This window comes from Acidovorax sp. (assembly GCF_022763525.1).
Taxonomy (GTDB): Bacteria; Pseudomonadota; Gammaproteobacteria; order Burkholderiales; family Burkholderiaceae_C; genus Acidovorax.
Map to the genome: position 1 here is coordinate 1 of NZ_JALEGG010000251.1, position 13,590 is coordinate 13,590.

General features: G+C 64.9%; 15 protein-coding genes. 1 reads left to right on the plus strand and 14 read right to left on the minus strand.

Translation table 11 applies throughout. The features are described 5' to 3' along the window. From MRY84_RS19515 to cyoA, 5 genes are all read right to left on the minus strand, one after another. Positions 1-777: SURF1 family protein (locus MRY84_RS19515; protein ID WP_291507348.1), on the minus strand; the 777-nt coding region annotated here is incomplete at its 3' end. Continuing rightward, complete coding sequence (cyoD, locus tag MRY84_RS19520; RefSeq protein WP_291507349.1) at positions 777-1,208, minus strand: cytochrome o ubiquinol oxidase subunit IV; 432 nt, start codon at positions 1,206-1,208, stop codon at positions 777-779. The genes MRY84_RS19515 and cyoD, both read right to left, overlap by 1 nt. Beyond that, a complete protein-coding gene (gene cyoC, locus MRY84_RS19525) occupies positions 1,209-1,853 on the minus strand; it encodes a cytochrome o ubiquinol oxidase subunit III (protein WP_063462836.1) in 645 nt (214 codons plus the stop codon). Next, a complete protein-coding gene (gene cyoB, locus MRY84_RS19530) occupies positions 1,846-3,855 on the minus strand; it encodes a cytochrome o ubiquinol oxidase subunit I (protein ID WP_291507350.1) in 2,010 nt (669 codons plus the stop codon). The genes cyoC and cyoB overlap by 8 nt, the downstream gene beginning before the upstream one ends. 24 nt (positions 3,856-3,879) lie before the next feature. Beyond that, complete coding sequence (gene cyoA / locus MRY84_RS19535; protein ID WP_291507351.1) at positions 3,880-4,944, minus strand: ubiquinol oxidase subunit II; 1,065 nt, start codon at positions 4,942-4,944, stop codon at positions 3,880-3,882. 388 nt (positions 4,945-5,332) lie between these two features. Here cyoA and MRY84_RS19540 point away from each other — a divergent pair, with 388 nt between their 5' ends. Beyond that, positions 5,333-6,673 (plus strand): MFS transporter, encoded by a 1,341-nt coding sequence (locus MRY84_RS19540; protein WP_291507352.1) that lies wholly within the window; start codon positions 5,333-5,335, stop codon positions 6,671-6,673. A 266-nt stretch (positions 6,674-6,939) separates the two neighbouring features. On the opposite strand, the gene tolA is transcribed toward MRY84_RS19540, so the two are convergent. From tolA to MRY84_RS19585, 9 genes are all read right to left on the minus strand, one after another. Then, a complete protein-coding gene (gene tolA, locus MRY84_RS19545; protein ID WP_291507353.1) occupies positions 6,940-7,929 on the minus strand; it encodes a cell envelope integrity protein TolA in 990 nt (329 codons plus the stop codon). Between the two features lie 30 nt (positions 7,930-7,959). Further along, positions 7,960-8,388 carry an ExbD/TolR family protein gene (locus MRY84_RS19550; protein ID WP_291507354.1) on the minus strand — a complete coding sequence of 143 codons (429 nt, stop codon included), beginning with the start codon at positions 8,386-8,388 and terminating at the stop codon, positions 7,960-7,962. 17 nt (positions 8,389-8,405) lie between these two features. After that, the gene (tolQ, locus tag MRY84_RS19555; RefSeq protein WP_291507355.1) at positions 8,406-9,122 is read right to left on the minus strand and encodes a protein TolQ; all 717 of its coding nucleotides are present in this window, start codon (positions 9,120-9,122) and stop codon (positions 8,406-8,408) included. Beyond that, positions 9,119-9,538 carry a tol-pal system-associated acyl-CoA thioesterase gene (ybgC, locus tag MRY84_RS19560; protein WP_291507356.1) on the minus strand — a complete coding sequence of 140 codons (420 nt, stop codon included), beginning with the start codon at positions 9,536-9,538 and terminating at the stop codon, positions 9,119-9,121. The genes tolQ and ybgC overlap by 4 nt, the downstream gene beginning before the upstream one ends. A gap of 6 nt (positions 9,539-9,544) precedes the next feature. Beyond that, a complete protein-coding gene (locus tag MRY84_RS19565) occupies positions 9,545-10,729 on the minus strand; it encodes a pyridoxal phosphate-dependent aminotransferase (RefSeq protein ID WP_291507357.1) in 1,185 nt (394 codons plus the stop codon). Between the two features lie 102 nt (positions 10,730-10,831). After that, the gene (nusB, locus tag MRY84_RS19570) at positions 10,832-11,389 is read right to left on the minus strand and encodes a transcription antitermination factor NusB (RefSeq protein WP_291507358.1); all 558 of its coding nucleotides are present in this window, start codon (positions 11,387-11,389) and stop codon (positions 10,832-10,834) included. Further along, positions 11,386-11,850: a 6,7-dimethyl-8-ribityllumazine synthase gene (gene ribH / locus MRY84_RS19575; RefSeq protein WP_291507359.1), complete on the minus strand. Its 465-nt coding sequence runs from the start codon at positions 11,848-11,850 to the stop codon at positions 11,386-11,388. Before ribH ends, nusB begins: the two co-directional genes overlap by 4 nt. A gap of 21 nt (positions 11,851-11,871) precedes the next feature. After that, the gene (gene ribBA / locus MRY84_RS19580; RefSeq protein ID WP_291507360.1) at positions 11,872-12,993 is read right to left on the minus strand and encodes a bifunctional 3,4-dihydroxy-2-butanone-4-phosphate synthase/GTP cyclohydrolase II; all 1,122 of its coding nucleotides are present in this window, start codon (positions 12,991-12,993) and stop codon (positions 11,872-11,874) included. A gap of 245 nt (positions 12,994-13,238) precedes the next feature. Beyond that, positions 13,239-13,535, minus strand: coding sequence for a 2Fe-2S iron-sulfur cluster binding domain-containing protein (locus MRY84_RS19585; RefSeq protein WP_291507361.1), 297 nt, complete (start codon positions 13,533-13,535; stop codon positions 13,239-13,241). Positions 13,536-13,590 lie beyond the last annotated feature (55 nt).

The window sequence follows — 13,590 nt, forward strand, 5'->3', positions numbered from 1 at the left end:
GCGCAGGCGGCGCTCGTAGCGTGCCACATACCAGCCTGCGCCCGCAACCATGAGGGCCAGGCCATACCAGGTCAATGCATAGACCAGATGGCTGTTGGAGAAGCGGACCACCGTCATGCCCGCGCGCGGCCAAGTGGACTCAGTCACCGGGGTGGGAGCGCTGCCCGGCGGTGGTGGCAACCCTGCATCGATGAAGAACGGGGCGGCCTGGGGCAGCTGCAGCGCGCGGCCCATGGCGGCAATGTCGCGCGAATACCAGCGCTGCTCCGCCGGGGCATTGGTGCGCAGGAAGCCGCCGTCCGGCTCGCTCATGCGCAGCAGGCCCTGAATGGTTGCTGTGGTGGGAGCGGAGGCGGACAGGGGCGTGGCCAGCCACTTTGCGCGCTGCTCCTGCGGCACAAACCCCCGGTTCACCAGCACCTGGGTGCCATCGGCCAGCTGCAGGGGCGTCATTACCCAGAAGCCCGAGCCCAGCTCGGTCAGGGCCTGGGTGAGCACGGTTTTCTCGGGCAGCCACTGGCCCTGCGCGGTGACGGGCAGGTATTCGTGGCTGGCTGCGCTTACCTGGGGCCACTCGGGGCTGGGGGTCAGGGCCACGGGGGCCGTATGCACGCGCTGCTCCACGCGCTCGATCAGTGCAAGCTTCCAGGCGCGGCGCTGCACCTGCCAGGTGCCCAGCGCGGTGAAACCCAAAAACAAGGCGATGCCCACAACCGCGAGCACCGCCTGGCGAAGCCGCCGGGCCTGGGGGCCCGGGGCTGTGGGGTGGGACGGCATCAGGGCGTCGAGTGGCCCGGCGCCTCGTGCGTCGGTGGTGTGGGGGTGGGGTGCTCGGGCATCATGTTGGCGTTCATGTGGAACATCACCCACAGCGTGCCAGCGATGGCGATGGCCACGAACACCACGGTGAAGATGGTGGACAGCATGGTCCAGCCGCCTTCGACCTTGCCGTTCATGTGCAGGAAGTACACCATGTGCACAAGGATCTGCACCACGGCAAAGGCGCCCAGCACCAGCACGGCGGTGTTGCGGTCCGCAATCACCTTGGCCATGACCAGCCAGAAGGGGATGGCGGTGAGGATGACCGACAGCACAAAGCCGATCGTGTAGTCGCGCAGGCTGCTGTGGGGGCCCACGTCGCCATGGTGGTCGCCGTGGTCATCGTGGTGGTCATGTCCGGCATGTGCCGTGTGTTGTGCGGCGCTCATTTACAGCACTCCCATCAGGTAGACAAAGGTAAAGACGCCAATCCAGACCACGTCCAGAAAGTGCCAGAACATCGACAGGCACATCAGGCGGCGCTTGTTTTCGTGGATCAGGCCGTGTTTGCCGATCTGCACCATCAGCACCACCAGCCAGATCAGGCCAAAGGTCACGTGCAGACCGTGGGTGCCCACCAGCGTGAAGAAGGCCGACAGGAAGGCGCTGCGCTGGGGCGTGGCGCCCTGGTGGATCAGGTGGGCGAATTCATAGAGTTCGAGGCCCAGGAAGCACAGCCCAAAAAAGCCCGTCACGGCCAGCCACACCAGGGTGCCCTTCACGTCGTTCTGCTGCTTGCGCAGCATGGCAAAGCCGAAGGTGATGGACGACAGCAGCAGGAAGGCCGTGTTGATGGCCACCAGCGTCAGGTCGAACAGCTGCGCACCGGTGGGGCCCGCCGCATAGCTGCGGCCCAGCACGCCATAGGTGGCAAACAGGGCGGCAAAGATGAGGCAGTCGCTCATCAGGTAGAGCCAGAAGCCCAGGGCCGTGCCGTTTTCAGGGTGCGGCTCGTGCGCGGGGTGGTATTGGCGCAGCGGCAGGGCTGCGCTTGCGGCGCCTGCCGCGCCAGGGGTGTAACGGATATCAGACATGGCTGGCGCGCAGTTGTTGGGTGCGGAGGTTTTCCGTCTCTGTCACTTCAGAGGCGGGAATGTAGAAGTCGCGCTTGTAGTTGAAGGTGTGGATGATGGACGCCAGGATCACGCCAGCGAACGACACACCCGCCAGCAGCCACATGTGCCAGATCAGCGCAAAGCCCAGCACCAGCGACAGCGCAGAGATCACCGCACCCGAGCCGGTGTTGGCGGGCATGTGGATGGGGGCAAAGCCGGTGAGCGGGCGCTGGTAACCATGCTTCTTCATGTCCCACCAGGCATCGATCTCATGCACCACGGGCGTGAAGGCGAAGTTGTAGTTGGGCGGGGGCGACGAGGTGGCCCATTCCAGCGTGCGGGCGTCCCAGGGGTCGCCAGTCACGTCGCGCAGCTGGTCGCGCTTGAGATAGCTCACCACCAGCTGGATCAGGAAGCAGGCGATGCCCGCAGCAATCATCGCGGCGCCGATGGCGGCGATCACGAACCAGATCTGCAGCGACGGGTCTTCAAAGTGGTTGGCACGGCGTGTGACGCCCATCAGGCCCAGCACATACAGCGGACCGAACGCCACCCAGAAGCCCACCACCCACAGCCAAAACGAGCGCAGGCCCCAGGTGCGGTCGAGCTTGTAGCCGAAGGCCTTGGGATACCAGTAGTTGATGCCCGCGAACAGGCCGAACAACACGCCGCCAATGATCACGTTGTGGAAGTGGGCGATCAGGAACAGGCTGTTGTGCAGCACGAAGTCGGCGGGGGGCACGGCCAGCAGCACGCCGGTCATGCCGCCGATGGCGAACGTCACCATGAAGGCCACGGTCCACATCATGGGCAGCTCGAAGCGGATGCGGCCTTTGTACATGGTGAACAGCCAGTTGAAGATCTTCGCGCCCGTGGGGATCGAGATGATCATCGTGGTGATGCCGAAGAACGTGTTCACGCTCGCACCCGAGCCCATGGTGAAGAAGTGGTGCAGCCACACCAGGTACGACAGGATGGTGATCACCACCGTGGCATAGACCATGGAGGTATAGCCGAACAGGCGCTTGCGGCAGAACGTGGCCACCACTTCAGAGAAGATGCCGAAGCAAGGCAGGATCAGGATGTAGACCTCGGGGTGGCCCCAGATCCAGATCAGGTTCACGTACAGCATGGGGTTGCCGCCCAGGTCGTTCGTGAAGAAGTTGGTGCCCGCATAGCGGTCCAGCGACATCAGCACCAGGGCTGCCGTCAGCACGGGGAAGGACGCCACGATCAGCGCGTTGGTGCACAGGGCCGTCCAGGTGAACACGGGCATGCGCATCAGGTTCATGCCAGGGGCGCGCATCTTGATGATGGTGACGATCAGGTTGATGCCCGACAGCGTCGTGCCCACCCCCGCGATCTGCAGCGCCCAGATGTAGTAGTCCAGCCCCACGCCCGGGTTCTGCGCCCCCAGGTTCGACAGCGCCAGCCAGCCAGCGGTGGAGAACTCGCCCAGGAACAGCGACACCATCACCAGCACGGCGCCGGCTGTGGTCATCCAAAAGCTGAAGTTGTTCAGGAACGGGAAGGACACGTCGCGCGCGCCGATTTGCAGCGGCACAAGGTAGTTCATCAGGCCCGTGACCAGCGGCATCGCCACAAAGAAGATCATGATCACGCCGTGGGCCGTGAAGATCTGGTCGTAGTGGTGCGGCGGCAGGTAGCCCATGTTGTCGCCAAAGGCCATGGCCTGCTGCAGGCGCATCATCACGGCGTCGGCAAAGCCGCGCAGCAGCATCACCAGGCCCAGGATCATGTACATGATGCCGATGCGCTTGTGGTCGATGCTGCAGATCCAGTCACGCCAGAGCGGGCCCCAGAGCTTGAATTTGGTGATGGCGGCCATCACGGCCAGGCCACCCAGCATGGTGGCGATGAAGGTCCAGAGCACGATGGGCTCGTGCGCCATCGGTATGGAGTCCCAGGTGATTCGGCCCAGGGCCCAATGCGGTTCGGTTACAACGGGTGAGGTGGACATGTTCGTCAGTCTCTTATGCGCGGATCATTGGCGGGAGAGGGTGCGGTCGTAGACCGTGGCGTGGCGCGCTTCGAGAGCCGCCACCACCTGGGCGGCGTTGTCCACGGTGCAGACGTCCTGGGGCAAATTCAGGCCCTGGGCCTTCATGAAGGCCTCGCCGCCGCGTTCGTCGATGGACATCATGTGGTGCATGCACATCTTGCCGTCCTCGACGCAGCGGTTCAGCACCTTGTCGTACAGGCCGACTTCCACGCTGGCAAAGCGCTGCACGGGGTCGCGCTCGCTGGGCTTGACCAGGTCCAGGTAGGCCTGGCGCGTCAGGGGCTTGCCTTCGGACTTGTTCCTGGCAACCCACTGCGCAAAGTCGCTCTCGCTCAAGCCGTGAAACTTGAACGTCATGCCCGAGAAGCCCGAGCCGCTGTAATGCGAGGACATGCCCTTGTACACGCCGGGCCGGTTGATGACGGCGTTCAGTTCGGTCTGCATGCCGGGCATCGCGTAGATCATGCCGGCGAGGTCTGGCACATAGAACGCGTTCATCGTGGACGTGGCCGTGAGCTTGAAGAGGATAGGGCGGTCCACCGGCGCGGCCAGTTCATTGACCGTGGCGATGCCCTGCTCGGGATAGAAGAACAGCCACTTCCAGTCCATGGCCACCACTTGCACTTCCAGGGGGGTGGATTGGGTGTCCAGCGGCTTGGAAGCGGAGATGCGGTCCAGGGGGCGGTAGGGATCGAGCTTGTGGGTACCGATCCAGGTCAGTGCACCCAGGGCGATGATGATCAAGAGGGGCACCGTCCAGATCACCAGTTCCAGCGTGGTGGAGTGGTGCCAGTCGGGGTCGTAATCGTCCTCGGTATTGGCGGCGTTGTTCTGGCGGTATTTCCATGCAAACCACAGTGTGAGAGCGATCACCGGCACGATGATGATCAGCATCAGCAGCGTGGCCTGGATGACCATCTGGCCTTGCTGTGCAGCGATGTCGCCAGCGGGGTTGAGGACGACTGCCTTGCTGCAGCCCACCAGGCTGCCCAGGGCAGCCATGGCGGCCAGACCGACGGGCACGCGATGGAGAGTTTTATGAGACATGGGGTGGCGCATAGGGGGCGTGAATTGCCGAAGTGGCCGCCGTTCCGTTCAGGGGGAACCCTGCGGGCTGGTTCAAAAGGCTACTACGGGTAAACGCGAATAGGGAAAACGCCAGCGAATGTAACGGAGCTAGCTTTTTTGTCCATTGGACATTTTGTCCAAGGTCAAATCCGGCGCCGGTTTGCAGCGGTTTTTGGGCGCGGCCAAAGCCGCCGAAGGGGGTTTTGTCCTGCAAATGACATAGTGAAACCGCACTTGTGGACCATTGGGCTTAGGTGTAGAACGGTACTCACAGCCTGTTCAACCCATCCCCGCAAGGTACTTGTGGGAGTCCAAGAAGGCTTTGATCAGGCTGTTATCGCAAACCATCGACAAGGAGCCCGTTTCCATGAGCAGCCCCGCTACTGCCACTTACCCTGCGGCCGGCTTTGAAGAAAGCCCCGCCTCTCTATCGCGGGCTGATACGCACGAAGATGTGACCCCCAGCGAAATCGCGGTGGGCGTGATCATCGGCCGCTCGTCCGAGTATTTCGATTTCTTCGTCTTCGGGATTGCCTGCGTTCTGGTTTTCCCCTCCTTTCTCTTCCCTTTCCTGTCGCGCCTGGATGGCACCCTGATGGCGTTCGCGCTGCTGGCCGTGGCATTTGTCGTGCGTCCGGTGGGCACGGCCATCTCCATGGCCATCCAGCGCCGCTGGGGCCGGGGCACCAAGCTGACGATTGCGCTCTTCCTGCTGGGCGTTTGCACAGTCGGCATGGCGTTCCTGCCCGGCTATCAGGAGGCGGGCATGGCGGCGGTGGCCGCACTGCTGGTCCTGCGCATCGGCCAGGGTCTGGCGCTGGGCGGTTCGTGGGATGGGCTGCCGTCGCTGCTGGCCATGTCGGCACCCAAGGAGCGCCGGGGGTGGTACGCCATGATCGGCCAGCTTGGTGCCCCGCTGGGGTTTGTGCTGGCAGCCGGGCTGTTTGCCTATTTGTACAGCAGCCTCTCCGTGCAGGAGTTCCTGGCCTGGGGCTGGCGTTATCCCTTCTTTGTGGCGTTTGCCGTGAACGTGGTGGCCCTGTTTGCACGCCTGCGCCTGGTGGTGGGGCAGTCGTATGCCGAACTCCTGCAAGAGCGCGAACTGCAGCCCGTGCCCGTGAACCGCGTGGTGCGCGATGAGGGCAGCAACGTGCTGCTGGGCGCCTTTGCCGCGTTGGCCAGTTTTGCGCTGTTCCACCTGGTCACGGTGTTCCCGCTCTCCTGGATCACGCTGTATTCCGACCAGCCCGTGACCCAGATCCTGGGCGTGCAGATCGTGGGAGCCTTCCTGGCGGCGGGGGCGATCATGGTGTCGGGCTGGCTCTCGGACCACCTGGGCCGCCGCAAGCTGCTGGGCGGCATGGCGGTGCTGATTGGCGTGTTCAGCTTCATGGCCCCCGTGCTGCTCAGCACCGGCGAGGTGGGCAGCACCATGTTCCTGCTGCTCGGCTTTGTGCTGCTGGGGCTGTCGTACGGCCAGGCTTCGGGCACGGTCACGGCCAACTTCTCTCCGAAGTACCGTTATACCGGCGCCGCCTTGTCGGCCGACCTGGCCTGGATCATCGGGGCCGCGTTTGCGCCGCTGGTGGCGTTGTACCTGTCGGCCCAGTTTGGCCTGTTGGCCGTCACGGTGTATTTGCTGTCGGGCGTGGCCTGCACCCTGGGTGCGCTGAACCTGAACCGACGCATGGAGCGGCGGGATCGCTGAGGCTTGGATGAGATGCTATTATTTTGATAGCTATTTGCGCTTGTCCCTCAAGCGCTAGAGGCCGATGAGGCCAAGAACCAAAAACGCCCGGTGTCTTCCGGGCGTTTTGTTTTGGAACCTCTCCTTGGCGGAAGGCCTTTCAACCAACCCCACGATTTTCACGCCGAGCGTGTGAAAGCCCTGCCCGAGGCTTGAAGGGCCCAGCCCGATGGGCCTTGCCGCCGCGTTGCGGATGCGGATCGGAAGTTGTCAGTCGCCAGTCGCCGTCAGTCCTGAGGCCTGAAGCCAATGACCAGAGAAGGAGGCACACGCCCGTCCACATCACGCGGCAGGGTCTCAGTCTTGTCCAGCGCACGCAGCACGGCATCGTCCCAGGCCTTGTTGCCGCTGGACTGGACCAGGCGCCTGCCCACGATGGTGCCGTCGGGCGCCAGCTTCACCTCCACTTCGGCGCGCGGATTGCCCGAGATCGCATCGGGGTAGACGATGTTGGGCTTGACCTTGGCCGCCACCTTGCCCCCGTAGCTGCCCGAGGGGCCGGCGCTGCGCTGGGCGGTGCCCGTGGCGGTTTCGCCGCCGGTCGCGCCTGCCATGCCCTGAATGCGGCGCAGGTTGGCCTCACGCATCTCCGCCAGTTGCTTGGCTTCGGCCTCTGCCTTGCGCTTGGCGGCTTCATCGGCCTTGCGCTTGTCCTCGGCCAGCTTCTTCTGCTTGTCCTGCTCGGCCTTCTTCTGCTCGGCCAGCTGCTTTTCGCGCTGTTCCTTCTCGCGCTCTTTTTCGCGTTCCTTTTCTTTCTGCAGGCGCTCCTTCTTCTCCTGCTCCAGGCGCTCGCGGCGTTCGTCTTCCTTGCGCTCGCGTTCGCGCTTTTCACGCTCCTGCTGCTGCTCGCGTGCCTTCTTTTCCTGCTCCAGGCGTTTTTTCTCGCGTTCGATGGCGATGTCGGCCTCGCGCGTGTCGGGCGGCTCCACGGCGCGGGGCGGTGGTGGCGGCGGGGGGGCTGGTGGGGTGGGGGTGCGCACTTCAGGTGGCGCAGGGGGCGGGGGGGGCGGCTCCACGGCGCGCGGCGCGGCCTGAGTGGGAACGGCTGCCCACAATTCGGCTTCCACCGCCGGCTGGTCCGCGCTGTTCTTCCAGTTCACGCCCCACGTGAGCGCACCGATCAGGACCGCATGCACCAGCACGGCCAGCGTGATGGCGCGCAGGCGTGCCGGAGGGTGGGGCGGTGCAAACTGGTCGCGGTCGTTGTGGGCGTGCATGGGCTTCAGAGCGGCGGGCGTGGATTCGGTTCAACCACCCTGTTTGACGGAAAGGCCTACGCGCTGCACCCCAGCCTTCTGCAAGGCGTCCATGGCCTTCACCACGTTTTCGTACTGCACGCCCTTGTCGGCGCTGATGACCACGGCGCTGGCGCTGTCGGCGCCCTGGGCCTTTTGCCAGCGGCTGGCGGCCTCGCCGATCTCGCGCTGGTTCAGGCTGCGGGTGGCTTCGGGTGTCTTGAACTGCAGTGAGCCGTCCTTGTTGACGATGACCTGGGCCACGACCTTGGGCATGTTCTTGCCTTTGCCCACGCTGGGGACGTCGACCACGCCGGGCGTCAGCATGGGCGCCGTCACCATGAAGATGATGAGCAGCACCAGCATCACGTCGATGAACGGGACCATGTTGATCTCGTTGATGGTGCGGCGGCCTCGGCCGCGGGAGGCTAGGGCGGGCATGGAGCGTACCTCCGTGCTCAGTGGCCCGAGGCCGAGTGGCCTGCCGGGGCAGCGGGCTGCGCGCCCAGGTTGCGCTGCAGGATATTGGAGAACTCTTCGATGAAGGTCTCCTGGTGCGTGGCCACGCGGTCGATGTCGCGCGCGAAGCGGTTGTAGGCGATCACGGCGGGGATGGCGGCAAACAGGCCGATGGCCGTGGCCACCAGGGCTTCGGCAATGCCGGGCGCCACGGTGGCCAGCGTGACCTGCTCCATGCCTGCAAAGCCGGTGAACGCATGCATGATGCCCCACACGGTGCCGAAAAGGCCGACATAGGGCGACACCGAGCCCACCGAGGCAAGGAAGGAGAGGCTTGACTCGACCACATCCATCTCGCGCTGGAAGCTCGCGCGCATGGCGCGGCGGGCGCCGTCAAGCAGCGTGCCCGGGTCCACGATGCGGCGCTCGCGCAGCTTCTGGTACTCGCGCATGCCGCTGGCAAAAATCCGTTCCATGGGGCCGGCCTGCTTGGCGTTCTGCGCAGCGGCGGCATACAGGTCGTTGAGGCTGGTGCCCGACCAGAACTCGCGTTCGAAGTCGTCGTTGAGCGTCTTTACGCGCTTCAAGGCAAACAGCTTGCGGAAGATGGCCGCCCAGCTGGCGACCGATACGCCGAGCAACAGCAGCATCACGAGCTGCACCACCCAGCTGGCGTGCAGCACCAGGGTGATGATGGACATGTCTTGGGAGTTCATGGTGTGAGTTGTTCCAGAAGGGAGTTCGGGACACGCGCGGGCCGCATGGTGGCGGCATCCACCCATCCGATGCGGATGGTGCCTTCGGTCAGCAGCAACGGGGGCTGTTCTGTCATCTGCTCTGGTTTCAGGAGCGCGCGCTGCACTATTGTCAACGATGCGCGCCCTGCGGCCTGCAAGGCGGCGGTAACAATGAGTTCATCATCCAGCCGCGCCGGACGGTGGTAGCGCAACTGCGCGTCGGTTACGACAAACATGCCGCCCGTTTGTTCCCGCAGGCGCTGCTGGCCAATGCCCAGCGACCGCAGCCACTCGGTGCGCGCCCGCTCGAAGAACTTGAGGTAGTTGGCATAGAACACGATGCCGCCGGCATCGGTGTCCTCCCAATACACGCGGACGGGAAACTCGAACGCCATCGCGCGTTACCCCAGCACGTTGCGCAGCCGCGCCACCGACTCCTGCAACTGCGCCATCGAGTTGGCGGTAGAAAAGCGGATGAAACGCTCGGGTTCGGCCGTGCCGAAGTCGCGCCCCGGCGTCACGGCAATGTGTGCACGGCGCATCAGCTCGAACGCGAAATCCCAGCTGCCGTTCACTCCCAGGCGTTCGGCCGCCTGTGTGCAGTCGGCCCAGGCGTAAAACGCGCCGTCGGGCATCACAGGCACCTTCAGGCCCAGTGCCTCAAGGGCGGGAATGAAGAAGTCTCGCCGGGCTTTGAATTCGGCGCGGCGGCGTTCGTATTCGGCAATGCTCTCGGCTTCAAAGCAGGCCAGCGCCGCGTGTTGCGACACCGTGCTGGCGCAGATGAACAGGTTCTGCGCCAGGCGCTCCACCACGGGCACCATGGCCTCGGGGACCACCATCCAGCCCAGGCGCCAGCCGGTCATGTTGAAGTACTTGCTGAAGCTGTTGATGCTGATGATGCTCTCGTCAATCGCCAGCGCCGTGTGCCCGAACTCTTCTTCGTACGACAAGCCCAGGTAGATCTCATCGATCATCGTGATGCCGTCCTTCGCGCGCACCACGTCGTGGATGCGGCGCAGCTCATCGGGCGCGATGGAGGTGCCGGTCGGATTGGAGGGCGAGGCCAGCAGGACGCCACGGGTCTTCTCATTCCATGCCGCGCGCACCTTGTCCGCACTCAGCTGGTAGCGTTCGGCCGCCGTGGTGGGCAGCAGCACGGCCTTGCCTTCTGCGGCGCTCACAAAGTGGCGGTTGCAGGGATAGCTCGGGTCGGGCATCAAAATTTCGTCGCCCGACTCGATAAGTGCCAGGCACGCCAGCTGCAGCGCGGCCGATGCACCTGCCGTCACCACGATGCGGCGCGCGGGCACGTTGACGCCAAAGCGGCTCTGGTACCAGCCGCTGATGCGCTCGCGTAAGGCATCCAGCCCCAGCGCGTTGGTGTACTGCGTCGCGCCGCTGTGCACGGCGCGCAGGGCGGCCTCCTGCACCAGTGGGGGTGCCGTGAAGTCGGGCTCACCGATGTTCAGGAAGATCATCGGTTCGCGTGTGCCGGCCACCTCGCGGGCCAGCGCCTGCGCGGCCTTGGCCACTTCCATCACGTAGAACGGTTCGATGCGCTCGGCGCGCGTGGAAAACTTCATGGGACGGTGTCCTGCCCGCGCGGGTCGGGCGTTGGTCGTTAACTCAAGGAGAGAAGGCCCCGTGCATTGCGATAGATGGCGCGCACGGGGCGGGGAGGGCTCTCAGGCCTCTTGGGCAGGCGCTGGAGGGGCCGTGCCAGAAGCCTTGTCGGCCGCCACTTCCACGGCGCGCAGCTTCGGGGCCAAGCCGTTGAGCACGGCATTCACGTACTTGTGGCCGTCGGTGCCGCCAAACTCCTTGGCCAGCTCAATGCACTCGTTGAGCACCACGCGCCAGGGCACGTCCAGGCAGTGCTGGAACTCATACACGCCGATCCACATGGCCGCGCGTTCGATGGGCGAGATCTCGGCCATCTTGCGGTCCAGCAGCGGGGTGATCAGCGCATCGAGGTCGGCGCCGGTGGTGATGCAGCCGTGCAGCAGCGCGTCGTAGTGCACCGAATCAGCCTTGTGAAACCCCGCCAGGTCGCGCGTGAAGGCGTCGATGGCTTCGGGCGAATTGCCACCCACCAAGTGCTGGTACAGGGCCTGCAGCGCGAATTCGCGCGCACGGCTGCGGTTGGACTTGGAGGCAGCCTTGCGCGTGCCTGTGCTCTTGAGACCGGTGCGCGACTGCTTGGGGGGGCGTGCCGATGAGGGCGTGGGGGTGTTTTCGCTCATGACAGCTCGTCCAGCAGATTCGCCATTTCCACCGCGACGCGTGCAGCGTCGGTACCCTTGTCCGTCTGGCGGGCCACGGCCTGCTCGACGTTTTCGGTCGTGATGATGGCGTTGGCAATGGGGATCTGGTAGTCCAGCGACAGGCGGGTGACGCCCGCGCCGGATTCGTTGGCCACCAGTTCAAAGTGATAGGTCTCGCCGCGGATGATGCAGCCCAGCGCGATCAGCGCGTCGTACTCATCGGCCTCGGCCAGGGCTTGCAGGGCCACGGGCACTTCGAGTGCGCCGGGCACCAGCACGTGCTTGATGTGCTTTTCTTGCACGCCCAGTGCCAGCAGCTCTGCACGGCAGGCGGCCGCCAGGGCGTTGGTGATGCTTTCATTGAAGCGGGCCTGCACGATGCCGATGTGCAGCTTCTTGCCATCGAGCTTGTCCGCGGTGCCTTTGTCTGCGCCAAACATAGTGATCCTGTTCCTGTGCTTTTATTCTTTGGGGATGAACCCGGTGATTTCGAGGCCGTAGCCCGCCATGCTGGGCATGCGGCGCGGCTGGCCCATCAGGGCCATCTTGTGCACGCCGCATTCGCGCAGAATCTGCGCGCCCACGCCGTAGGTGCGCAGGTCCATGCGGCCACGTTCGGGCGCCTGCGCGGAGCGGGCCGTGCCTTCGAATTGCGCCAACAACTGGGCCGCGCTTTCGCCGCAGTTCAGCAGCACGGCCACACCCTTGCCTTGTGCATTGAGGTACTGCAGGCTGGTGTCCAGGCCCCATGAGTGCATGGAGCGGTTGATTTCGAGCGCGTCGAACACCGACAGCGGCTCGTGCACGCGCACGGGCACCACATCGCTTTCGCCCCACTGGCCCTTGACCAGCGCCAGGTGCACGGCCTGGCTGGGTTTGTCGCGAAAGGCGTGGGCGGTGAACTCGCCATAGGCGGTCTGCAGCGTGCGCGTGCCCACCTTTTCGACCAGCGACTCGTTGCGGCTGCGGTATTCGATGAGGTCGGCGATGGTGCCGATCTTCAGGCCATGCTCGGCTGCGAACAGCTGCAGGTCGGGCAGGCGGGCCATGGTGCCATCGTCCTTCATGATCTCGCAGATCACGGAGGCGGGGCTGCAGCCGGCCATGGCGGCCAGGTCGCAGCCCGCTTCGGTGTGGCCCGCGCGCATGAGCACGCCGCCGTCCACCGCCTGTAGCGGAAAGATGTGGCCGGGCTGGACCAGATCGCTGGGCTGGCTGTTGCGGTCCACGGCCACCTGCACGGTGCGCGCGCGGTCGGCGGCCGAGATGCCGGTGGTCACGCCCTCGGCGGCCTCGATGGACACCGTGAAAGCCGTGCTGTACACGGTGCCGTTGCGGGCGGCCATAGGGGGCAGCCTGAGAAACTCGCAGCGCTCGCGCGTGAGCGTCAGGCAGATCAGGCCCCGGCCGAAGCGGGCCATGAAGTTGATGGCCTCGGGCGTCACGTGGTCGGCGGCCAGGACGAGGTCGCCTTCGTTTTCGCGGTCTTCTTCATCCACCAGGATGACGATGCGCCCGGCGCGCATTTCGGCCACGATGTCTTCCACCGGCGAGATGGGCACGGGGTTGTAGGGGGTGTTCATGGAAAGGAAGGCTTTCGTTGAGGCCACTTGCGGGGTGTGCGCGGGGTTGGGCTGCAGCGCAGTTCCCGTGGCCGAGGCACTGGCGGTGTGCTGCCGGTGCGCCCTCTCAAACCGCCCAAAGAACATGCGATGCGGCGCTGCCGCACGTGGATGGGGCCGCACTCTCGTGTGGTCCCGAAGGGCGCGATTTTAGTTCACTGGGCGAGCCGCCGTGGCACCACAGGGTGCCCGAGCGTTGCGGCGCCTCAAATGGACGAACCCTGCAGCACCACGTCCGAGGCCGGGTAGGCCACGCAGGGTAGCACGCAGCCGTCGGCCTTTTCTTCAGGGGTCAGGCCGGGCCATTCGATGGCGTAGCGCACTGTCCCTTCCACCAGTTGGCCCAGGCAGGTGCGGCAGGTGCCGTTGCGGCAGGAGCTGGGCCAGTCGATACCGCCTTGTTCCAGCGACAGCAGCAGCGGTTGCTCGGGCCAGGCGTCGCATTGTTGGCCGTCGGGCTCGACCTTAGCGATGAAGAAGGGGGCGGTGGCGGGGGTGTTCATGGGCAGGGCGGGATCAAGGAATTACGGGGTGAGGGCAGGGGCGGAGCGCGCCCAC

Bases quoted from the DNA above. Each gene is read 5' to 3' on its own strand.
- MRY84_RS19550 (WP_291507354.1), bottom strand. From the start codon at position 8,388: ATGCCCGCCCTAGCCTCCCGCGGCCGAGGCCGCCGCACCATCAACGAG.
- MRY84_RS19565 (WP_291507357.1), bottom strand. From the start codon at position 10,729: ATGAAGTTTTCCACGCGCGCCGAGCGCATCGAACCGTTCTACGTGATG.
- nusB (WP_291507358.1), bottom strand. From the start codon at position 11,389: ATGAGCGAAAACACCCCCACGCCCTCATCGGCACGCCCCCCCAAGCAG.
- tolA (WP_291507353.1), bottom strand. From the start codon at position 7,929: ATGCACGCCCACAACGACCGCGACCAGTTTGCACCGCCCCACCCTCCG.
- cyoC (WP_063462836.1), bottom strand. From the start codon at position 1,853: ATGTCTGATATCCGTTACACCCCTGGCGCGGCAGGCGCCGCAAGCGCA.
- ribH (WP_291507359.1), bottom strand. From the start codon at position 11,850: ATGTTTGGCGCAGACAAAGGCACCGCGGACAAGCTCGATGGCAAGAAG.
- ribBA (WP_291507360.1), bottom strand. From the start codon at position 12,993: ATGAACACCCCCTACAACCCCGTGCCCATCTCGCCGGTGGAAGACATC.
- tolQ (WP_291507355.1), bottom strand. From the start codon at position 9,122: ATGAACTCCCAAGACATGTCCATCATCACCCTGGTGCTGCACGCCAGC.
- MRY84_RS19585 (WP_291507361.1), bottom strand. From the start codon at position 13,535: ATGAACACCCCCGCCACCGCCCCCTTCTTCATCGCTAAGGTCGAGCCC.
- cyoA (WP_291507351.1), bottom strand. From the start codon at position 4,944: ATGTCTCATAAAACTCTCCATCGCGTGCCCGTCGGTCTGGCCGCCATG.
- cyoB (WP_291507350.1), bottom strand. From the start codon at position 3,855: ATGTCCACCTCACCCGTTGTAACCGAACCGCATTGGGCCCTGGGCCGA.
- cyoD (WP_291507349.1), bottom strand. From the start codon at position 1,208: ATGAGCGCCGCACAACACACGGCACATGCCGGACATGACCACCACGAT.
- MRY84_RS19540 (WP_291507352.1), top strand. From the start codon at position 5,333: ATGAGCAGCCCCGCTACTGCCACTTACCCTGCGGCCGGCTTTGAAGAA.
- ybgC (WP_291507356.1), bottom strand. From the start codon at position 9,538: ATGGCGTTCGAGTTTCCCGTCCGCGTGTATTGGGAGGACACCGATGCC.